At 43.8% G+C, this 19,975-nt stretch carries 19 protein-coding genes; 9 read left to right on the forward strand and 10 right to left on the reverse strand.

The window, feature by feature from the left end; translation table 11 throughout:
- Positions 1 to 17: 17 nt before the first annotated feature.
- Together purD and LAQ65_RS13230 are read left to right on the forward strand one after the other, a co-directional pair.
- The gene (gene purD / locus LAQ65_RS13225; RefSeq protein WP_224117448.1) at positions 18 to 1,301 is read left to right on the forward strand and encodes a phosphoribosylamine--glycine ligase; all 1,284 of its coding nucleotides are present in this window, start codon (positions 18 to 20) and stop codon (positions 1,299 to 1,301) included.
- A 66-nt stretch (positions 1,302 to 1,367) separates the two neighbouring features.
- Positions 1,368 to 2,363, forward strand: a complete 996-nt coding sequence (locus LAQ65_RS13230; protein WP_224117449.1) for a tryptophan 2,3-dioxygenase — start codon at positions 1,368 to 1,370, stop codon at positions 2,361 to 2,363.
- 330 nt (positions 2,364 to 2,693) lie between these two features.
- Here the strand turns inward: LAQ65_RS13230 and LAQ65_RS13235 are convergent, their stop codons facing one another.
- Together LAQ65_RS13235 and LAQ65_RS13240 are read right to left on the reverse strand one after the other, a co-directional pair.
- Complete coding sequence (locus LAQ65_RS13235) at positions 2,694 to 3,542, reverse strand: alpha/beta fold hydrolase (RefSeq protein ID WP_224117450.1); 849 nt, start codon at positions 3,540 to 3,542, stop codon at positions 2,694 to 2,696.
- 32 nt (positions 3,543 to 3,574) lie between these two features.
- Complete coding sequence (locus LAQ65_RS13240; protein ID WP_224117451.1) at positions 3,575 to 4,765, reverse strand: MFS transporter; 1,191 nt, start codon at positions 4,763 to 4,765, stop codon at positions 3,575 to 3,577.
- A 186-nt stretch (positions 4,766 to 4,951) separates the two neighbouring features.
- Here LAQ65_RS13240 and LAQ65_RS13245 point away from each other — a divergent pair, with 186 nt between their 5' ends.
- From LAQ65_RS13245 to LAQ65_RS13270, 6 genes are all read left to right on the forward strand, one after another.
- Positions 4,952 to 5,977 carry a rod shape-determining protein gene (locus LAQ65_RS13245; protein WP_039139756.1) on the forward strand — a complete coding sequence of 342 codons (1,026 nt, stop codon included), beginning with the start codon at positions 4,952 to 4,954 and terminating at the stop codon, positions 5,975 to 5,977.
- Positions 5,978 to 6,048: 71 nt separating this feature from the next.
- Positions 6,049 to 6,903, forward strand: a complete 855-nt coding sequence (gene mreC, locus LAQ65_RS13250) for a rod shape-determining protein MreC (protein WP_224117452.1) — start codon at positions 6,049 to 6,051, stop codon at positions 6,901 to 6,903.
- On the forward strand, positions 6,896 to 7,429 hold the full coding sequence (locus tag LAQ65_RS13255) for a rod shape-determining protein MreD (protein WP_224117453.1): 534 nt from the start codon (positions 6,896 to 6,898) through the stop codon (positions 7,427 to 7,429). Before mreC ends, LAQ65_RS13255 begins: the two co-directional genes overlap by 8 nt.
- Positions 7,430 to 7,525: 96 nt before the next feature.
- Complete coding sequence (gene mrdA / locus LAQ65_RS13260; protein ID WP_224117454.1) at positions 7,526 to 9,634, forward strand: penicillin-binding protein 2; 2,109 nt, start codon at positions 7,526 to 7,528, stop codon at positions 9,632 to 9,634.
- Complete coding sequence (rodA, locus tag LAQ65_RS13265; protein WP_224117455.1) at positions 9,631 to 10,974, forward strand: rod shape-determining protein RodA; 1,344 nt, start codon at positions 9,631 to 9,633, stop codon at positions 10,972 to 10,974. Before mrdA ends, rodA begins: the two co-directional genes overlap by 4 nt.
- 30 nt (positions 10,975 to 11,004) lie before the next feature.
- The gene (locus tag LAQ65_RS13270; protein WP_224117456.1) at positions 11,005 to 11,748 is read left to right on the forward strand and encodes an MBL fold metallo-hydrolase; all 744 of its coding nucleotides are present in this window, start codon (positions 11,005 to 11,007) and stop codon (positions 11,746 to 11,748) included.
- An 8-nt stretch (positions 11,749 to 11,756) separates the two neighbouring features.
- Here the strand turns inward: LAQ65_RS13270 and LAQ65_RS13275 are convergent, their stop codons facing one another.
- The 8 genes from LAQ65_RS13275 to LAQ65_RS13310 form a co-directional block, all read right to left on the reverse strand.
- The gene (locus LAQ65_RS13275) at positions 11,757 to 12,173 is read right to left on the reverse strand and encodes a hypothetical protein (RefSeq protein ID WP_224117457.1); all 417 of its coding nucleotides are present in this window, start codon (positions 12,171 to 12,173) and stop codon (positions 11,757 to 11,759) included.
- Between the two features lie 9 nt (positions 12,174 to 12,182).
- Complete coding sequence (locus LAQ65_RS13280; protein ID WP_224117458.1) at positions 12,183 to 12,938, reverse strand: hypothetical protein; 756 nt, start codon at positions 12,936 to 12,938, stop codon at positions 12,183 to 12,185.
- A 31-nt stretch (positions 12,939 to 12,969) separates the two neighbouring features.
- Positions 12,970 to 13,521 (reverse strand): RNA polymerase sigma factor, encoded by a 552-nt coding sequence (locus tag LAQ65_RS13285; RefSeq protein ID WP_224117459.1) that lies wholly within the window; start codon positions 13,519 to 13,521, stop codon positions 12,970 to 12,972.
- Between the two features lie 141 nt (positions 13,522 to 13,662).
- Entirely contained in the window at positions 13,663 to 14,619 is a 957-nt protein-coding gene (locus tag LAQ65_RS13290) for a transketolase family protein (protein WP_224117460.1), read from the reverse strand.
- Positions 14,620 to 14,660: 41 nt separating this feature from the next.
- A complete protein-coding gene (gene galE, locus LAQ65_RS13295) occupies positions 14,661 to 15,716 on the reverse strand; it encodes a UDP-glucose 4-epimerase GalE (protein WP_224117461.1) in 1,056 nt (351 codons plus the stop codon).
- A gap of 21 nt (positions 15,717 to 15,737) precedes the next feature.
- Entirely contained in the window at positions 15,738 to 16,613 is an 876-nt protein-coding gene (gene rfbA / locus LAQ65_RS13300) for a glucose-1-phosphate thymidylyltransferase RfbA (protein ID WP_224117462.1), read from the reverse strand.
- Between the two features lie 63 nt (positions 16,614 to 16,676).
- Entirely contained in the window at positions 16,677 to 17,738 is a 1,062-nt protein-coding gene (locus tag LAQ65_RS13305; RefSeq protein ID WP_224117463.1) for an inorganic phosphate transporter, read from the reverse strand.
- 52 nt (positions 17,739 to 17,790) lie between these two features.
- Entirely contained in the window at positions 17,791 to 18,438 is a 648-nt protein-coding gene (locus tag LAQ65_RS13310; protein ID WP_224117464.1) for a DUF47 domain-containing protein, read from the reverse strand.
- 220 nt (positions 18,439 to 18,658) lie between these two features.
- Between LAQ65_RS13310 and LAQ65_RS13315 the strand changes: the two genes are divergently transcribed.
- Positions 18,659 to 19,975: an OprO/OprP family phosphate-selective porin gene (locus LAQ65_RS13315; protein ID WP_224117465.1), complete on the forward strand. Its 1,317-nt coding sequence runs from the start codon at positions 18,659 to 18,661 to the stop codon at positions 19,973 to 19,975.

Here is a 19,975-nt window from a genome sequence, read left to right on the forward strand (position 1 = left end):
ACCCAGAAACAATCGTCATGAATATATTGCTCCTTGGTTCTGGTGGTCGGGAACATGCTTTTGCCTGGAAAATGTCGCAGAGTGTCCATTGTGATCAATTGTATATTTCACCGGGTAATGCGGGAACCAGTTCCTATGGTACTAATATTCCAATTTCAGTCACCGATTTTCCGGCGATCAGGCAGTTTTGTGCAGAAAAAAAAATCGGATTACTGGTAGTTGGTCCGGAGGAGCCATTGGTATTAGGTATTGTGGATTATTTCAAGGCCAACCCTGTGGAGGGTATGCCAATAATTGGTCCTGCTCAATACGGCGCACAACTTGAAGGTTCGAAGGCATTTGCCAAAGCATTCATGGACAGGCATGCAATTCCGACTGCTGCTTACCGTGAGTTTGATGACCGCAATTTTGAGGAAGGGCTGGCTTATATCCGGCAACATGATTTACCCATTGTATTGAAAGCTGATGGCCTGGCTGCGGGTAAAGGCGTTTTGATTTTGAATGACCGTGAGGAAGCCTTACGCGAATTTGAACAAATGATCAGGCAAAGCAAGTTTGGGGAGGCTGGCAAAAAAGTTGTAGTTGAAGCATTCCTTTCAGGCATTGAAATGAGTGTGTTTGTGTTAACTGACGGACATAATTATGTCCTTCTGCCTTCTGCTAAAGACTATAAAAGGATTGGCGAAGGGGATACAGGTTTGAATACAGGTGGTATGGGGGCTGTCAGCCCGGTTCCATTTGCCGACGAAACTTTTATGGACAAAGTGATTGAACAGGTAGTCAGGCCTACAGTAGCCGGATTGAAAAAAGAGCAAATTGAATACAAGGGCTTTGTTTTTATTGGCCTGATAAAAGTTGGCGGCGAACCGTTTGTTATAGAATATAATTGCCGGATGGGGGACCCTGAAACTGAAGTGGTACTACCCCGTCTTCAAAATGACCTGGTTGAATTATTTATAGCTACCGGGAAGCAGGAACTTGATAAAATCACAGTGGTGCATGACCCTCGGGTAGCCTGCACCGTTGTGGCAGTAAGTGGAGGATACCCCGGTGAATATGAGAAAGGCAAAAAAATCAGCGGGCTTGATCAGCCCTTGTTGGCCGATTCAATATTGTTTCATGCCGGAACAGCCATTAAAGAGGGCCAGACAGTAACTAATGGCGGCCGCGTACTATGTGTTACATCTTTTGGGAACTCAGTAACCGAAGCAGTCAGGAAATCGAAGTTGGTTCTCAATAATATTCATTTTGATGGTATGTACTACCGGAAGGATATTGGGTACGAATTTCGTGAATCCTGATCTGCACGCCCCGGTTTCAGTGATTCTCAAATTGTTCTGTTTGCAATTCACCTATCACCTTTCATTATGAAACCAGTACACTACTCCGACTATCTGCAACTGGAAAAAATATTAGGTGCCCAGCAACTGGAAAGCGAGCTGCACCAGATGCCGGCCCATGATGAAATGCTGTTCATCATTATTCACCAGGCTTATGAATTGTGGTTTAAGCAGATTATGTATGAAGTGGAATCGGTAAATAGTATTTTACAAAGGCCTTCCCTGAATGATAATTCCCCAGAACTGCAAACAGTTGTACACCGACTTCAAAGAACCGTTACTATCCTGAAAGTACTGGTACAGCAGATTGATATTATGGAAACCATGACGCCCATGGATTTTCTCGATTTCAGGGATATGTTGCGACCTGCATCAGGATTTCAGAGCTGGCAGTTCAAGGTGTTGGAAGCCAGGCTGGGATTGCAGTATCAGCAAAGGCATGGCCGTGAATATTATATTTCGCAATTGCGGCCTGAGCAAATTGCCCTGATCAAAAAGGCGGAATCGGAACAGCCGCTGATCGGTTTACTGAATGACTGGCTCGAAAGAATGCCATTTTTGGATGAAAGCCCTGATTGGTGGTCCAGTTATTCTGCTGTATACCACGAAAGCCTAACCGAAAATGAACGAAATAACCTGGAAGGTTTCGATGCCGTATTTATGAAAGATGGAGTGGATGGCCGGCAGCTTTCGGCAAGGTCAAGCCGCGCGGCGCTATTTATTATGTTGTACAGGGGATACCCCATTCTTCAACTACCTTTTCAGTTATTGAATGTGCTGCTGGAGATTGATGAACAGCTCAGTACCTGGCGTTACAGGCATATGAATATGGTGAACCGGATGATAGGCAGTCGTGTGGGCACTGGTGGAAGTACAGGAAAGGAATACCTTAAAGGGGCGGTGGACAAACACTATATTTTTAAGGAAATCGCGCAACTGACCAGTTTCCTCGTAGAACGCAGGAAATTGCCCGTCCTGGACCGAAAAATGGAACAGCGGCTTGGTTTTACGGATTCTGAATAATTTTTTTGGAGTTTTAACCAGAGATGATTTGTTTTTTGAGCGTTGATATTTGCCCATGTAATTCCTGGGTTTGATCATATTTATGAACTCCTGAGTCAGCCCCTTTTGAAATGCAATTTGACCAAGGTCTTTTTCCATGCCCAATTGAATTAAATCTGCATAAATAGCACCTGCCGCCACTGCAGGATGTCTATTTTCTATCCAATACAATGTTGTGAGGCTTATCCCTGCATAGTCTGCTGGAAAGGCGGTTGTGAAGCCTTGCATTTGAAGTGTGAGGCGAAATTTTCATCCTGAAATTGCCCAAATTCAAGGCATGACCTTAAACCGTTAATAAAACCTTTCTTTTCCGGTTATTTGTTTATAACCCGTTTTGAAAAAATCTTTAACTGTTGCATTGAACTGGTTTTTATAATGCACGGGTGTGCTATGGCCAGAATTTGGAAGGATCCATAAATAAGCCCGGGGTATACTATGATATATGAGCATTGTATGTTCTTCCCTTATTACATCGTGGTCTCCGCCTATTACGAGAGTAGGGCAACTGATGGTTTGCAACTGGCCGGTTGTGATATGCGGCTCATTAACTAATAAATTCAAAAGCTTTTTACCCCTGTGCTCTGTGGCAGTTAAACTGGTTTTATGCTGAAGTGCGTCGTAATCGTTTTTTACCAGCTCAATCACATCAGGGTAAACGGCAGTAGAATCCGGCCACAGATTTGCCCCCGTTATGGCCAGCTTTTTCACTTTTTCCGGATGCCTGATAGCAAGCAGTAAACCATTGATACCTCCATCACTCCAACCAATTACAAATGCCGAATCAATATTCATCGCAGTCAGCAAGGCTGCGTAATCGTCAGCCATTTGTTCATAGGATAATGAATCACCGGGATCAGGTGATCTTCCCTGGTCACGGCTGTCGGCAAGGATAACTTTGTAATTGGACATAAAATAGGGAACCTGGTTGCTGAAATCCTTCATGGAACCTCCATTGCCATGGATAATCAGCAATGGCTGGCCTTTACCATATGTTTCTGTATACATTTTGAGCCCCCGGATATTATAGGCTTTCCCATTTGGATTTTTTCCAAGGGGAATGGTTTTTGCTGAATTCTTTTGCGCAGCTGCTGAAAATACAAAAATGATAAAAAGAAAAAGGAGGGGAGAGTTTTTAGGCATAAAAGCAATTTGGGTATGTTAAATGTAGTTGATTAATGGTTATCCATAAACGGCCTGAACCTGGTGAAAGCAATGCGCAGTAATGCTGCCAGGGCTAAAGCAGCTGCCAGTAAAAAAGTGTAGACAGGCCCTGCCCCGGACCATATAATTCCGGCTATGGTACTTGCCAGAAGTGTACAAATACTTTGGCAGGATGTATAGAACCCAATGGCAGTAGCAGTTTTATTTAATGGAACCAGGTTGCTGATCCATGCTTTTATAATGCCTTCTGTAGCCGCTGCATAAATACCATAAATCCCGAAAAGCAGGAATACGCCTGTGTCGCTTTTATTTACCGCAAATCCCAGGTATACCACTATAAAAACAGTGATCCCGGATAGCAATGTCTTTTTATATCCCCAACGGTCGGCCAGCATACCCAGGGGATAAGCGCTTGCCGCATATACGATATTGTAAAAAATATATGCTGCTATCGTAAGGGTGTCACTTCCGGTAATGGATTTGGCTTTTAAAAGCAGGAAGGCATCTGAACTGTTGGCTAATGCAAAAAGCAGTAGTCCGGTTACCAGGCTTCGAAAGTCATTTCCACCTTCAATCCAGAAACTGAAATACCCGAAAAAGCCTGGTTTTGAATTTATAGCCGGTGTGGCTTTTCCTTCCTGTAAAGTAAAAATCAGGGCAACCGAAACTAATCCGGGAAGCAAAGCCAAAAAAAACATTGATTTGTATTGTCCCGGAAAAAAAAGGAGGTAGGTTAAAGCTGTTACAGGTCCCAGTATTGCCCCAACCGTATCCCAGCTTCGGTGGAAATTGAATACCCTTGCCCGCGTTGCTGTGGTAGAAGCTCCCGTTAAAAGGGCATCCCTGGCTGCGGTCCTTATGCCTTTACCGAGCCTGTCGATTGTTCTTGCACCAAAAATCCAGATAGGGAAAGTGAAGATGGCCATCATTGGTTTAGAAATAGCACTAAGGAAGTAGCCTAGCTTCACAAATGGCAGCCTGGAACCACTCATATCTGAACGTTTACCGAAATACCCCTTGCTTAAGCCAACAACAAATTCAGCAACTCCTTCCAGAATTCCGATCAAAGCAACGGAGAAACCAATATCTTTCAGGTATACAGGTACAACAGGGTAAAGCATTTCACTGGCGAAATCAGCGAAAAGGCTTACCAGCGACAATATCCAGACAGTTTTGGATATAAGCTTTGGTCCCTTGGACATACCGTCAATTTAGTATTTTAAAAAAATATATGGGTTTTTGCACTAAATACGGGAAGGGCCCGTTTTGCAAAGGTTGGCGAATTGTGGAAAAATTAGTGGTAATCAATGCATACTACTTTGATAAATCGAATTATTTGCATCAATTTTGCTGACATTATATCCTGATTAAAAATCTGACCTCAAAAAATGGGATTATTCAATTTTCTGACCCAGGAAATCGCGATGGATCTGGGTACTGCCAATACCCTAATCATACATAACGATGAAATTGTGGTGAATGAGCCTTCTATAGTAGCCTTGGATCGAAACAATCCAAAAAATGTGCTGGCTGTAGGAAAGCGTGCGCTGATGATGCATGAAAAGACGCACGAAAGCATCAGAACGGTGCGCCCCCTGAAAGACGGGGTTATTGCCGATTTCAATGCCGCCGAGCTAATGATAAGGGAAATGATCAAAATGATCTATCCCAAAAAACCATTATTCCCCCCCAGTTGGCGGATGATGATTTGTATCCCTTCTTCCATTACCGAAGTAGAAAAGCGGGCTGTACGCGACAGTGCTGAACAGGCAGGTGCAAAGGAGGTCTACCTGATTCATGAGCCTATGGCGGCTGCCCTTGGTATAGGCATCGATGTGGAAGAGCCTGTTGGTAATATGATTATTGATATAGGCGGGGGTACTACCGGTATTACTGTGATTGCCCTTGCAGGTATTGTTTGTGACCAAAGTATCCGGATTGCCGGTGATGAGTTTACGGCGGATATCATGGAAGCCTTGCGCCGTTACCATAGCCTTCTTATTGGTGAAAGAACGGCCGAACAGATCAAAATTCAGATTGGCGCAGCCATGAAAGACCTTGAAAATCCACCGGATGATATTCCTGTTAACGGCCGTGACCTGGTAACCGGTATTCCTAAGCAGATCATGGTGAGCTTCCAGGAAATTGCGGAAGCCCTCGATAAAAGCATTTTTAAAATTGAAGAGGCTATCCTTAAAGCCCTTGAGACTACCCCGCCGGAACTTGCTGCAGATATCTATCGAAGGGGGTTGTATATTACCGGCGGAGGTGCACTGCTTCGCGGGCTGGACAAGCGACTCAGCCAGAAAATTAAACTTCCTGTACATGTTGCAGATGATCCGCTGAAAAGCGTGGTACGCGGTACGGGCATCGCGCTTAAAAATTACGACCGCTATCCTTTTGTAATGCGCTGATAAGATGACGATGATGATTTATAGCAGAAAAGAAAAACGCGCTCGATTCAAGATAGAAGAGGAGGGGGGGCATGCGTAATATCTTTCTGTTCATCAGGCGTTATTTCAATTTCCTGTTTTTTCTTGCCCTTCAGGTACTGGCCCTTTCGTTTCTATTCCGGTACAATAAATTCCATGAAGCTGCTTTTATGGGGGTTGCCAGTGAAATCACCGGCAGGGTGAATAACCGGTATAATACCATCGAATATTATTTCAAGCTCAAGAAAACCAATGAAGCATTGGTCAAAGAAAATGTGGAATTGAGGACATTGTTGAGAAGTAATTACCTGCAATCTGACACCATGCACCTTGTGGCTGTAGATTCCATCCGTGTAGATTCATTGATTAAATACCAGAAATACACCTATTTGGAGGCGAAAGTGGTGGGTGGTTTTATTACAACGCAAACTAATTTCTTTACAATACATCGCGGAACCGACCAGGGGGTGAATGTTGATATGGCTGTAATTAGTCCGCAGGGAGTGGTTGGAAGGGTGGTCAATTCAAGTGCAAATTTCTCCACAGTAATGACAATGCTTAGCCGCCAGTTTAAAGTGGATGCGAAATTGAAAAATTCCGGGGAACGGGGCATTATCAGTTGGGATGGCGTCAGTCCTGACTTTATCCAGATGAGGAACATTCCCAAAAATATTAAAATCGCCAAAGGCGACTCAGTACTTACCAGCGAACTTTCGTCTATTTTTCCAGCCAACATTATGGTGGGCACCGTGGATTCAGTATTTAATGACCCAAGTACTAATTTCTTTACTTTGCGCCTACGCAGTTCCACCAATTTTTCAACCGTGCAGTTTGTATATGTAGTCCAGAATAAGCAAATAGAAGAACAACGCAAGCTGGAATCAGCGACACAGAAAATAAATGAGTGATCTTGTAAAAAATATTATCCGTTTTGTTGTTTTCATCCTGGTGCAGGTATATATTCTGCATAAGGTGCCGCCATTACACAGGTTCATTGTTCCTTACCTCTACTACCTGTTCATTCTTTGGCTACCATTCAATACAAACCGCACCTGGTTAATGGTCATTGCGTTCATTTTTGGTTTAACACTTGACTACTTCCTGGTTACACCGGGCCTGCATGCCGCAGCTTGTGTGCTTATTGCCTATATCCGGCCATTTATGGTAAACCTGCTGATCAGGCAGGAGGGAGCTGAGCAGAGTTATGGTTCACCTTCCATCCACAGTATGGGATTTGCACCTTATTCAATATTTGTTGTTGTGCTAACATTTTTGCACCATGGATACCTGGTCTTCCTGGAATGGCTTCAATTTGGAAATTTCTGGTATTTTCTGGGAAAAGTAGGTGCAACCACAGCAGTTAGCTTATTGCTGATATTAATAACCGAATTATTGTTTTACCGGAAAGAACGGTACCGGACCAACGCTGCATAAGTGTTCCCGTTGAATCTGTGCTATTCAGTACTTTTGTAAAGTCTTGTTTTAATTGCAGGGATAACCATCCTGTAATTAGCAGGTATAAATCCAGGTATGTCTGTTTTTAATCAATCTCGCTCCACTATTATCCGGCTCATCATTGCCGGGATCTTCCTGCTGATTGTGGCCCAGCTAGTCAATTTGCAGCTTTTTTCTAACAAGTATAAAGCGCTTGCACTGAATAATGCTGTTTATCCAAAAGTAAAATATCCCGACCGTGGAATTATTTATGACCGGAAGGGTAAGGCTATTCTGAATAATACCATCATGTATGACCTGGAGGTTACTCCTTCTCAAATAAAAGGAGTTGATACAAATTACCTTTGCCAATTGCTTGAAATTGATACCATCGAATTCAAGAAAAGGGTTGTCAATGCAATAGTGAAAAATGGTCGCTACCGGCCTAGTATATTCGAAGACCTTCTGGCGCCGCTGGTTCATGCCCGCCTGGAAGAAAATATTTATAAATTTCCCGGGTTCAGCCTCGTTGAAAGACCGGTGCGGACTTATCCTTTCCAGGCTGCCGCACATATCATGGGCTATATAGGGGAGGCTGATTCTGCAATCATTAAAAGGTCTGAGAATTTTTACCGGCTCGGGGATTTTGTGGGCAGGAGCGGGTTGGAACAATTTTATGAACCGGTCCTGATGGGGAAACGCGGGGTGGAGTATATGATTAAGGACAACAAAAACAGGCTGGTCGGAAAATATGAGAATGGACAGTTTGACACGGCTGCTATTGCCGGGAGGAACCTGCGGACATACATAGATATAGAAGTGCAACAACTGGCGGAAAAACTGATGCGTGGAAAAGTTGGCGCGGTGGTGGCCATTGAACCAAAAACGGGTGGTATCATTGCCATGACTTCAGGTCCCAATTTCGATCCCAATTTGTTGACAGGTCCCGATAAACAAAAGAATTTCAACAAACTTTTTTTGGATGTGAGTTCGCCATTATTGAACCGGGCCATCAAGGGCCAGTACCCGCCGGGTTCAACCTATAAACCTTTGGGAGCCCTGGTTGGGCTGGATGAAGGTGTCCTGACCTCAGCAAGTGGGATTGGATGTGCCGGTGCGTATTATGGTTGCCGAAGGCCGGTTAAGTGTACGGAAAAGTTTGCAGGCCATGCGGCCAATTTAAGGCTAGCCATCGCCTGGTCCTGTAACTCTTTTTTCAGCAATGCATTTCGGCTGGCCATTGACAACCCAAAGTTTAAAGACAGCCGTGAAGGATTGACACGCTGGCATGATTACCTTTCCAGATTTGACCTCGGGCATAGAACCGGCATTGATTTACCCAGTGAAGATGGTGGAAATGTGCCTGATACTGCTGCCTATGACAAGGAATACAATCGTTCCTGGAATTCCTGTACCATGGTCACCATTGGAATCGGCCAGGATAAATTACTGGTAACACCATTGCAAATGGCCAATGCTGTTTGCATCGTGGCCAATAAGGGATATTTCTACACGCCGCACTTCGTAGACAAAATAGACGGGGAAACAAAAAATGACACTTTACTGAACAAGTACAGGAGAAAAAATGAAGTGCTTACCCATATTGCAGATGCCGATTTTGAAACTGTAATCAGCGGTATGCAGGACGTTGTTGACATTGGTACTGCCCGTGTTGCAAAAATTCCCGGCATCAATGTTTGTGCAAAAACCGGGACCGCAGAGAACTATCGGATGATCGATGGTGTTAGGACCAAGCTGAAAGACAACTCTATGTTTGTTTGTTTTGCACCTCGTGAGAACCCGAAGATTGCCATTGCTGTTGTAGTGGAGAATGCCGGGTTTGGTGCAACATGGGCCGGACCTATTGCCGCCCTTATGATGGAAAAATATTTAAATGACACATTGCGCACAGAACGGCTGAAAGAGGTCGAGCGAATTTCCAATGCCGACCTGCTGCCAGGTTACCTCGTCAGGGAACAGTACAAACAGGATTCGATCCGGGCCTATAACTGGTTCAAAATGACTAAGGACACCAGCGTAATTAAACGCTTCTTACGGAAGTCAGTGCCAAAGCCTGAAGAAGTAAAGCCTTTGAATCCAGTACAGCCTAAAGAACCGGTTGGCCGGGTAACCCGCCTGAGCCCCGAAGCCATCTTGCCAGGCAGGCAAAAAATTGTTTCAAATTCCAATACCTACCAGGCATGAATCAACGAAAACCTGAAATATCCAAAGGCATTGACTGGTTACTGGTATGGTTATATATCATCCTGGTTAGCATTGGGATCATGAGCATATTCGCAGCCACCTACCATGAAGGCGACCCCGTGATCCAGACCTTCCTTTCCCTCAAAACTGATTATAGCCGCCAGACCTTATACTTTGGTATTGGTGGCGTACTCGCCGTTTTTATTTTGCTTACAGACAGTAAGTTTTTTACAGCAACCGCTAATCTCTGGTATGCATTTGGAATCGGTTTAATGCTATTGGTATTCCCTTTCCACACAGACGTAAAAGGCACCCAGTCGATAATACGATTTGGCGGTTTTCAATTGCAGCCGGCGGAACTTTGCAAAGTATTTGTAAACCTTGCATTAGCGAAATACCTGAGTCGTGTTGAAACAAATTTTTCTGATACAAGGGCACAATTGATTGCGGCAGCAATTGCAGTCTTTCCAGCACTGTTGTCGATTTTGCAACATGAAACCGGACTAGCCCTGGTATATTTTTCATTTTTCCTCGTCATGTTCCGTGAAGGCCTTCCTGCGGCCATTCTTATTATTGGTTTTTCGCTGGCAGTTTTGGTGGTTGCCACCCTTGTAGTTGATCCTAATACCCTGGCTATTGTATTAACGATTATTGCTGGAGCGGCAATATTCATCCTGCGCAGGCAGATTAAAAGGAAAAGAAGGTTGCTATTTATGATAGCAGGTATATGGTTTGTATGTGTGGGAATACAGCGTTTTGCGGTTCCTTATGTTTTCGACAAAGTGCTGCAGCCTTACCAGGTGAAAAGGATATATGATACAATTGGTAAGGATTACGTTCCAAAAAATGCCAGCGAGATACTTGAAATTGAACAGAAAGCAGGGAAAAAGACAAAAGAAGATGGCGATTATAATGTTAAGCAAAGTAAAATAGCAATTGGAAGTGGCGGCCTGGTTGGTAAAGGATTATTGAAAGGCACCCAGACACGGTATGACTTTGTGCCGGAACAAAGAACAGATTTTATTTTCTGTACTATTGGCGAAGGCTTTGGGTTTTTAGGAAGTTTCGCTTTGCTGGGTATATATTTCCTGCTGCTGATGCGAATAATATCCATTGCAGAACGACAAAGAAGTGTTTTCAGCAGGTGCTATGCATATGGGGTGGCTTCCGTTTTGTTTTTCCATATAACGATAAATATTTGCATGACCATCGGGCTTGCACCTGTAATTGGTATACCGCTGCCATTCATCAGTTATGGTGGAACGGCGCTACTCACTTTTACAATTTTATTATTTATTTTGATCCGTTTAGATGCTGATCGCCAAATGGTTTTGCGGTAAGCGGCTGATCCTAAATCCTGAATTCACAGCATGAAATTTATTCCGCTTTCTGAAGGCTCATTTACAATAGACCATAGCAAACATTTTGTACCGTTCAATAGCGCTGCCGATGACTTGCAGGGCAGGCCTGCAGGAAGTTTACTGGTTGAAGTGCAGCCTTTTGTGGTTGTCACCAGTGAAGATGTTCTGTTGATCGATACCGGGCTTGGTTTTGAAAAAGATGGCGTAATGCAATTACACCGGAATTTGATGGATGCGGGCATAAATCCGGGTGAAGTAACAAAAGTTTTGATGAGCCATTTGCACAAAGACCATGCTGGTGGGGTTAGCAAATTGAATAAAGCTGGAAATGGGTACGAGTTATCATTTCCGGCAGCTACATATTATGTGCAGCAAAAAGAGCTTGACTTCGCTTTTGAAAAAGGATCACCTTCGTATATGCCCGGGGAATTGGATTGCTTAAGACAAGCGCCAAATATTGTTCTGCTGGATGGGGACGGGGTTATTGGGGGATATATCCAATACCAGCTGGTTGGCGGTCATTGCCCGTATCACCAGGTATTCAGGATTGTTGATGGGGGTGAAACGGTTTTTTTCGGAGGTGACAATGCTCCGCAGTTGCAGCAAATGAAGAGTCGTTTTATAGCGAAATACGATTATGATGGTAAAAAAGCGATGGAGTTAAGGCAGCAATGGTGGCTGGAAGGCCAGGAAGCCGGCTGGGAATTTCTATTTTACCACGATATTAAAACACCTGTTTATCGTGCCGGCTAGTGGCTGGATCAGGGGCGGAAATCCCTGTTCCTCATCTTGCCATCCTGCTTTTGTAGCCTTCTTTCCTGTAATTCCCTGGCTACAAACCCATTAAACTCTTTTTCTGCTTTGAAAAACTCATTAGCCCGTTCTGGTGAAAGGGCTTTGGAAAAATCACCCTGGTATTTTTTTCTTGTTCCCAGTATTTTCTCATCTTTTTCAAGTTCATCGGCACCACTATTGTCTACCCTGATTTTTTTCAGGTCTGCCATGTATTGATTATAAACGGGCCAGAACCGCTGGGCTTCTTCAGTTGTAAGATTGAGTTTTTTAGTCAGGTACGCGATTTTAAGTGCTTCTAGTCTTTCACCATCACGGGGTGGTTGCGCAACTACCGAAGTACTAAAGAAAAATATCATCCCCAATATTGTATAAATCAATTTCATGGCTATACTTTAGTTCGTCTGTTGCAGAGGTTTTCCAGGTTGGTCGGACAAGTATTGCTGAAGCGCGTCATCACTAACTTCTTCCAGCATAATATGCATATCGCTGGCATTTATCTCTTCTTCATTGTTCGCAGTACTTCCGTAAAATATCGCCTGTGTTGAATCGGCAAATTCAAAAATGGCCTGGTCACTGAGTTGGCTTATTTCCTGTTCAAGTTGAACCGCCAGGCTTCCATTGACGGTATTGTATGTCGAAGATTGACCATAGTACAGCCATCCTGCAATTGCAATGCATCCGGCAAGGGATGCCGCAACTGCAAAGCGGAACCAGCGCTGGCTAATGGAAATAAGCCTGCCGGGCTGTGGGATTTTTTCCAGTAATATAGCCGGAAGCTCTTCAAAATAATTTTCAGGGACTCTGTATGGATTACTAAACCGGGCAGCCTCCAGTACGGGATGGAGTGTTTCCAAAACCTCTTTAGTTTGTTCAATTGCCGATACCCCGGCATTGATCTCATCAGTAATTTGTTCAAAATAACCCTCTGGTAATCGATAGGGTAGTTTTTTTGAAACACCAGCCAATAAAGGGGATAGGCTGGTTAATTCCTCCATTGGGTGATCTGTAAATTTTACCCTGTTCAGGATTAATCCAGGCAAGCTTTCAAAATACCCGACAGGTACGGCATACGGCAACTGCCTTGGCGCAAGGGCCAAAGCCGGACTAATGCCTTGCAGTTCTGCTAATATGGGGTTGTCGGGAGTCATTGCCTGTTAGACTATTAATTTGTTAAAAAGTTTAAGAATTCAGGATATAATCTTCAATTTTTTTTACAGCGTGATGGTATGAGGCTTTCAATGCGCCTTCTGATGTATCCAATACCCTGCTCATTTCTTCATAGGGCATTTCGTCATAATACCGTAAGTTAAACACAACTCTTTGTTTTTCAGGTAGTTTTTGGATTGCCAGTTGTAGTTTCCATTCTATTTTATTTGCATCAAAGTCTTTGTCTGCTTTTACCTGGTTGCTTAGCCCTTCTTCAACATCCCCCAATGGCACAGCAGCCCTTTTCTTCTTTTGTTCCAGGAAAGTGAGGCATTCGTTTGTGGCAACCCGGTACAACCAGGTAAATAACCGGGCATCTTCCCTGAAATTCTCCAGTCCATTCCAGACCCTGATGAATACGTTTTGTAAAACATCATTACTGTCATCGTGGTCCACCAGCATTCGGCGAACATGCCAATATAGCCTTTCCTGGTATTTCCTTATAATAGCGGTATAGGCTTTTTCCTTAGACGCGGGCGTCCGGAACATATTAAGCAGTTCACTGTCTTCGAGGGCCATCGACATGCAAATAGTTTAGTTGGATAAATATAGGACTATCGAAGGATGCAGAAGTTTAATCGGGGGGAATAGTGAATGGTGAATTAGGGGGAAGAAAAAAGCTACCCGTAAAATGGTAGCTTTAATATGTTTGAATTTAAGTCATGTTCACGACTTCCGCTTAATTGCTTTTTCTGCAGCTTCTACAATCTTATCGGTGCCCAGGCCATATTTTTCGAGTAATTGCATAGGCGTTCCACTTTCACCAAAAGTATCGTTGGTGCCAATATATTCGATTGGGGTTGGCAAATGACGGGCAGCAACCTGGGCCACACTGTCTCCCAACCCACCGAGTACATTATGCTCTTCAACGGTTACTGCGCAACGGGTTTTGGTAATGGATTTCAGGATGGCTTCGGTATCAAGTGGCTTAATGGTATGTATATTGATCACTTCAACGCTGATACCTTTTTCTTCCAGGATCCTGCCGGCTTCTATGGCATTCCAAACCATATGACCGCACGCAAAAATACTTACATCCTTGCCTTCGCTAAAAACCTGTGCCTTGCCCAGTTCGAAAGGCAGGCCTTCTGTAAAAATAGGCCAAACCGGCCTTCCAAAACGAAGGTAAACGGGACCCTCGTAATCTGCTATAGCCAGGGTGGCCGCTTTAGTTTGCGCATAATCGCAGGGAACCACAACCATCATACCGGGAAGCATTTTCATCATCCCGATATCTTCAAGGATCTGGTGGGTTGCACCATCTTCACCAAGCGTTAAACCGGCATGGGAAGCACAGATCTTTACATTTTTGCCCGAATAGGCTACTGATTGCCTGATTTGGTCGTACACTCTGCCTGTAGAAAAATTGGCAAACGTTGTAGTGAAAGGAATTTTTCCGCCAATGGTAAGTCCGGCTGCAATGCCTATCATATTGGCTTCTGCAATTCCGCATTGTATAAAACGGTCGGGATTCTCTTTAATGAACTGGTTCAGTTTCAATGAACCGGCAAGGTCTGCAGTAAGGGCAACAACATTTTTATTGGTACGGCCTAATTCTGTGATGCCATCGCCAAATCCGCTGCGGGTATCTTTTTTGCCGGTAACCTGGATATCTTTTAACATGTTAAGGCTGTTTTACAATTTTAAGCGGCACAAAGGTAAGGTTAATTCAGTTTTGCATCCTGGATATGGAATAATGCCTCGTCTTCATGAATCCGGCGTTCCCATTTCCAGGCAGTGTCCATCATATCTTCCAGGGAATACTTGATTTTCCAGCCAAGTTCCTTAACAGCATGTTCGTTATTTGCATAAATAGCAACCACGTCTCCCGGACGGCGCGGTCCTATACAATAGTTTAACGCCATATTACTCACTTTTTCAAAGGCCCTGATGGCCTCCAGGACAGTTACCCCATTTCCGCTTCCGAGGTTAAATACCTCGCAAAATTTCTGGGACTTTCCTTTTAGCAGGTATTCCAATGATAGCGTATGTGCGTGTGCGATATCTGAAACGTGTATGAAATCGCGCAGGCAACTTCCATCGCGCGTATCGTAATCATTTCCAAATACAGTCATTTGCGGAAGTTTACCAATAGCCGTTTGGGTAATGGCCGGAACCAGGTTCGCTGGTCTGCCAATTGGCAATTCGCCGATCTGAATGCTGGGATGTGCGCCAACCGGGTTGAAATACCGCAATAAAATGCATTGCGTCGGATTCACCTTCGCGAACTCACTGATGATCTGTTCTCCCATTTGTTTTGTGTAGCCATAAGGTGATTCAGCTGGCTTGGGCGGTGTGCTTTCGGTAACCGGAATAACATCAGGATTCCCATAGACGGTGCAGGAGGAAGAGAAAACGAAATAAGGGATTTTGAATTCCTGTACGCATTTCAGCAGGTTCAGCAGGCTTACCAGGTTGTTCTCGAAATACATGATCGGTTGTGCCACCGATTCGCTAACTGATTTATATGCGGCGAAGTGGATAATTCCGGTGATATCATCGTTCTCCTGGAAAATGGCATAGGTATCGTCAAAGTTGCAGAGGTCAACTTTATAATTTTTTATTTTTTGCCCGGTTATTTTTTCAACGCCTTCAAGGATCCTTGGTGAAGACCTTGAGTTGTTATCTACCGAGATAACTTCAAATCCATTCTCTACAAGATCCACTAAAGTGTGAGACCCGATATAGCCGCATCCTCCTGTTACAAGTATTTTACTCATTTTCTGTACGCTTATTTTCGGTTATACATAATTGTTTTCAGCGATTATTCCCGTCAGGTACTGGCCATAGCCGCTTTTCAGCAGGGGTTGGGCGATTTTTTCCAGTTGTTCGGTGGTAATAAATCCTTTTCGCCAGGCGATTTCTTCTATGCAGGCGATTTTTATTCCCTGTCTTTGTTCAATGACCTGAACAAATTGTGATGCCTGCATCAGGGAGTCAAAAGTGCCGGTATCTAGCCAGGCAGTGCCCCGGTCCATTATGGATACCCTTAATTTTCCACGGCGCAGGTATTCCTTATTTACGTCAGTAATTTCATATTCACCCCTTGGACTGGGCTGAAGAGCTTTAGCGATAGCAATTACTTCATTGTCATAGAAGTATAGTCCGGGTACAGCGAAATTACTTTTAGGTTTGGCTGGTTTTTCTTCAATAGACAGGACATTATTTTGTTTGTCGAAGGCAACAACCCCATATCGTTCCGGGTCACTTACATGGTATGCGTAAACGATACCACCATCAGGGTTGGTGTTTTTGGTAAGTTGCTCGCCGAGACCAGCACCATAAAAAATATTATCTCCTAAAACGAGGGCTACTTTATCAGTTCCGATAAATGATTCGCCAATAACAAATGCCTGCGCCAGTCCATTGGGAACAGCCTGCTCTGCATAGGATATACTGATGCCAAGTTGGGAACCATCACCAAATAGTTTCCTGAACAGGGGAAGGTCATGGGGTGTTGAAATGATCAGGATATCTTTAATGCCTGCCATCATTAGTGTTGACAGGGGGTAATAGATCATGGGCTTATCATAAACCGGCATAATCTGCTTACTGATTGCATATGTTATCGGATGGAGGCGGGTTCCGGAGCCCCCGGCCAGGACAATTCCTTTCATTGGTAAAGTAAATGAGGACCCAAGATAATTAAAAACCCCGTCTGGTTCGACGGGGTTAGCTATTTACATAAAGAGTTTTAGCAAATAATAAGTTACCGCTGCCAAAGCAGCACTCACAGGAATGGTAAGAATCCAGGCCCATAACAGGTTAATGGTTACCCCCCACCGAACTGCAGATAATCTTTTGGTAGCGCCTACTCCAATGATGGCACCTGTAATGGTATGCGTTGTGCTAACCGGAATTCCCGCTGCTTCCGCAAGATACAGAGTTGCAGCGCCAGCAGATTCCGCTGCAACTCCTTCCAGCGGGGTTACTTTAGTAATACGGGTTCCCATTGTCTTTACAATTTTCCACCCGCCGCTTAAAGTCCCAAAGGCTATTGCCGTAAAACTGGCTACAGGCACCCACCAATAATCATTCACGAAATGAGAAAATCTTTGTGCTGCTTCAAGAGATGTATAAGCCTGGTTACCATTATGTACTTCAACATATATAACTGCTGCACCAATAATACCCATTACTTTCTGGGCATCGTTACCGCCATGGCCAAGGCTAAACATGGCTGAAGATATTAACTGTAACCTTCTGAACCACTTTTCAGCTTTGTATGGAAGGGCTTTACGGCATATATTTAAAATGATCACGGTAATAATGTAAGCGATGATCATACCAATAAACGGAGCCAGGAAAATGAAAAGGAATGTAGGGACAACTTTGGCATAGTTTATAACATTATGGCCATTTGCCGTTAATCCGCCTGCATGGGCAAGTGCCGCTCCAAGAAACCCGCCCATTAAAGTATGCGAGGAACTTGAGGGTATCCCAAACCACCAGGTTAAAAGGTTCCAGATAATGGCAGCAATAAGGCCTGCAAAAACGACATCCAGGTTGATGAAATCTTCATTGACCCATTTGGCAACAGTATTGCCGATTTTGAATTCACCGATCCAGTATTTTGATATGAAGAAAGCCGCAAAATTGAATACTGCAGCCCATAATACAGCCTGGAAGGGAGTTAATACCTTTGTGGATACAATAGTGGCAATGGAGTTGGCCGCATCATGAAATCCGTTGATAAAATCGAAAACAAGCGCAAAAATGATAATGATGACGAGAAAGGTCATATAGAATAGTTGAGTGGAATTCGGGTTAGGGTTAACTGCTTACCGCTCACTTTTATGCGTACTTAATAATTATACTCTCTATCACATTTGCAGCATCTTCACATTTATCAGTAACGATTTCCATCACCTGGTAAATTTCCCGCTTCTTGATCACCTCTTTTGCATCTGGTTCGGTTTCGAATAAGCGGTCAATGCTAAGGTCGAATATATCATCAGCCTGGTTTTCAATACTATTCACTTTTACTAGTGCATCAGTGATAAGGCGCATGTTTTTCATATTGCGCAATTCAATGACGGCTTTCCGTATTTGGTCTGCACTCTGTTCTATAAGGTCGGCCATTTTCTGAATGCCGGGATCGTTGGGGTTAACCCTGTAAAAATTGATTTTTTTTGCTGATGCAAATATGTAATCACATATATCATCTAAAGAGCTTGCCAGGTAGTGGATATCCTCGCGGTCAAATGGGGTGATAAAGTTTCGGCCTAATTCGGTGAATATATTGTGGGTCAACTCGTCATTTACATGCTCAAGGTCTTCCATTTTTGCAATCAGCGCTGCCCTTTTATCAAAATCAAACTCGCTGACTACTTCCTTCATCAGCTTGCCCATTTTCGCAACCGTATTGGCTACTTCTTCAAACAGAGAATAAAAAACCCTATCCTTTGGGGTGAAGATTTTGAGGATGGAAGAAAGTGACATACGTGAATTTTGCGCAAAAATAGGCCGTTTATACTCCTTAAGGGGCTTTCGCAGTTTGATAATAATTTCTTAACAATGGGCTTTCCCTCCTGTTTTTTCCTTCCTGGAAAGGATTAGGGAATATATTCAACCTTTATTTTGGTAATAATTCCTTAACATAGCCCAGGTAACCCACATTTCCGCGCCGGTTACCTTTGCGCCCGGTTAACAATAAATTAATATGAAATTAAAACTGTCAAGGTCGGTTGTGGCAAGATCTGCAGTAATTACTTCCTGTATTTTGATCTTCTCCGCCCGTTCCCAGGGGCAGTTTTTAATGGATATGGTAGATACCACCAAGGATATGGGTAAGAACATGCTGGGCCTTTACCAGAACTATAATTACCTGAGGTTATCAGGGTACATCCAGCCGCAGTTTCAGTATATACAGGAGAAGGGCGCCAAAACTTTTGCCGGTCCGGATTTCCCCCCAAATGTGAATAACAGGTTTATCCTGAGAAGGGCCCGGGTCCGCGTGGATTATGCCCGCATAAACAGGGAGGAAAAATTTGGTTTTCAATTTGTTTTCCAGCTCGAAGGAACTGAACGTAGTGTTACCATCCGCGATGTCTGGGGTAGGATATTTGAAAATAAATACCAGATGTTCGCCTTAACCACGGGTGTATTTGCACGGCCATTTGGCTATGAGGTGAACCTTTCTTCTATGGAGCGGGAATCTCCGGAAAGGGGCCGGATGTCTCAGACTCTTATGAAGGCAGAACGTGACCTCGGGGTAATGGTTAGTTTCGAACCCCGCCAGATAACGAATAAACTGAATTGGCTAAAAATTGATGCCGGCATATTCAATGGCCAGGGCATAACCGGTCTGGGCGAATATGATTCATATAAAGATTTTATTGCCCGGGCAGGGGTTAAGCCGCAATTCCTGACACCTAAGATTAAATTTTCAGCAGGCATTTCTTACCTGAATGGGGGATTCCAGCAGAACAGCCAATATATTTATACTATGAATGGCAGCGGCAAAGGATCCGGATTTGTAGTCGATTCCAATACTGCTAATATAGGCTCCAAAGCACCAAGGCATTATGCGGGCGCTGATATGCAATTGGAATTCAAACACCCAAAAAGCACAACAGTTTTCAGGGCTGAATATTGGCAGGGAGTGCAGACAAGTGTAGCCAATACCAGCGAAACCCCGCCTTTTAGTACTGCGGAACCATTGTACAGCAGACATTTCAATGGTGCTTTTTTCTATTTATTGCATCGAATGGGGAATCACCAGGTTGGCCTGAAATATGATATATATGATCCGAATACTAATGTGAAGGGTAACGAGATTGCCCAGGGCGATGGCAATTTCCATAGTGCGGATATTAAATACAATACACTTGGATTGGGATACCTGAATTATTTAAGTGATAACCTGAAACTGATACTGTGGTATGATTTTGTGACCAATGAGAAAACTGGTCTCGATGGTTATACCACAGATTTAAAGGATAATGTATTGACCTGTCGCCTGCAGTTTCGCTTCTAA

Source organism: Flavihumibacter profundi (genome assembly GCF_020076305.1).
In the GTDB taxonomy this organism is placed as follows: Bacteria; Bacteroidota; Bacteroidia; order Chitinophagales; family Chitinophagaceae; genus Flavihumibacter; species Flavihumibacter profundi.

Excerpts from the sequence above, each read along its gene's own strand:
- purD (WP_224117448.1), top strand. The coding sequence starts at position 18 with ATGAATATATTGCTCCTTGGTTCTGGTGGTCGGGAACATGCTTTTGCC.
- rfbA (WP_224117462.1), bottom strand. The coding sequence starts at position 16,613 with ATGAAAGGAATTGTCCTGGCCGGGGGCTCCGGAACCCGCCTCCATCCG.
- LAQ65_RS13315 (WP_224117465.1), top strand. The coding sequence starts at position 18,659 with ATGAAATTAAAACTGTCAAGGTCGGTTGTGGCAAGATCTGCAGTAATT.
- galE (WP_224117461.1), bottom strand. The coding sequence starts at position 15,716 with ATGAGTAAAATACTTGTAACAGGAGGATGCGGCTATATCGGGTCTCAC.
- LAQ65_RS13275 (WP_224117457.1), bottom strand. The coding sequence starts at position 12,173 with ATGAAATTGATTTATACAATATTGGGGATGATATTTTTCTTTAGTACT.
- LAQ65_RS13285 (WP_224117459.1), bottom strand. The coding sequence starts at position 13,521 with ATGTCGATGGCCCTCGAAGACAGTGAACTGCTTAATATGTTCCGGACG.
- LAQ65_RS13305 (WP_224117463.1), bottom strand. The coding sequence starts at position 17,738 with ATGACCTTTCTCGTCATCATTATCATTTTTGCGCTTGTTTTCGATTTT.
- LAQ65_RS13255 (WP_224117453.1), top strand. The coding sequence starts at position 6,896 with ATGAGTGATCTTGTAAAAAATATTATCCGTTTTGTTGTTTTCATCCTG.
- LAQ65_RS13280 (WP_224117458.1), bottom strand. The coding sequence starts at position 12,938 with ATGACTCCCGACAACCCCATATTAGCAGAACTGCAAGGCATTAGTCCG.
- LAQ65_RS13230 (WP_224117449.1), top strand. The coding sequence starts at position 1,368 with ATGAAACCAGTACACTACTCCGACTATCTGCAACTGGAAAAAATATTA.
- LAQ65_RS13245 (WP_039139756.1), top strand. The coding sequence starts at position 4,952 with ATGGGATTATTCAATTTTCTGACCCAGGAAATCGCGATGGATCTGGGT.
- mrdA (WP_224117454.1), top strand. The coding sequence starts at position 7,526 with ATGTCTGTTTTTAATCAATCTCGCTCCACTATTATCCGGCTCATCATT.
- LAQ65_RS13235 (WP_224117450.1), bottom strand. The coding sequence starts at position 3,542 with ATGCCTAAAAACTCTCCCCTCCTTTTTCTTTTTATCATTTTTGTATTT.
- LAQ65_RS13270 (WP_224117456.1), top strand. The coding sequence starts at position 11,005 with ATGAAATTTATTCCGCTTTCTGAAGGCTCATTTACAATAGACCATAGC.
- rodA (WP_224117455.1), top strand. The coding sequence starts at position 9,631 with ATGAATCAACGAAAACCTGAAATATCCAAAGGCATTGACTGGTTACTG.
- LAQ65_RS13290 (WP_224117460.1), bottom strand. The coding sequence starts at position 14,619 with ATGTTAAAAGATATCCAGGTTACCGGCAAAAAAGATACCCGCAGCGGA.
- LAQ65_RS13310 (WP_224117464.1), bottom strand. The coding sequence starts at position 18,438 with ATGTCACTTTCTTCCATCCTCAAAATCTTCACCCCAAAGGATAGGGTT.
- mreC (WP_224117452.1), top strand. The coding sequence starts at position 6,049 with ATGCGTAATATCTTTCTGTTCATCAGGCGTTATTTCAATTTCCTGTTT.
- LAQ65_RS13240 (WP_224117451.1), bottom strand. The coding sequence starts at position 4,765 with ATGTCCAAGGGACCAAAGCTTATATCCAAAACTGTCTGGATATTGTCG.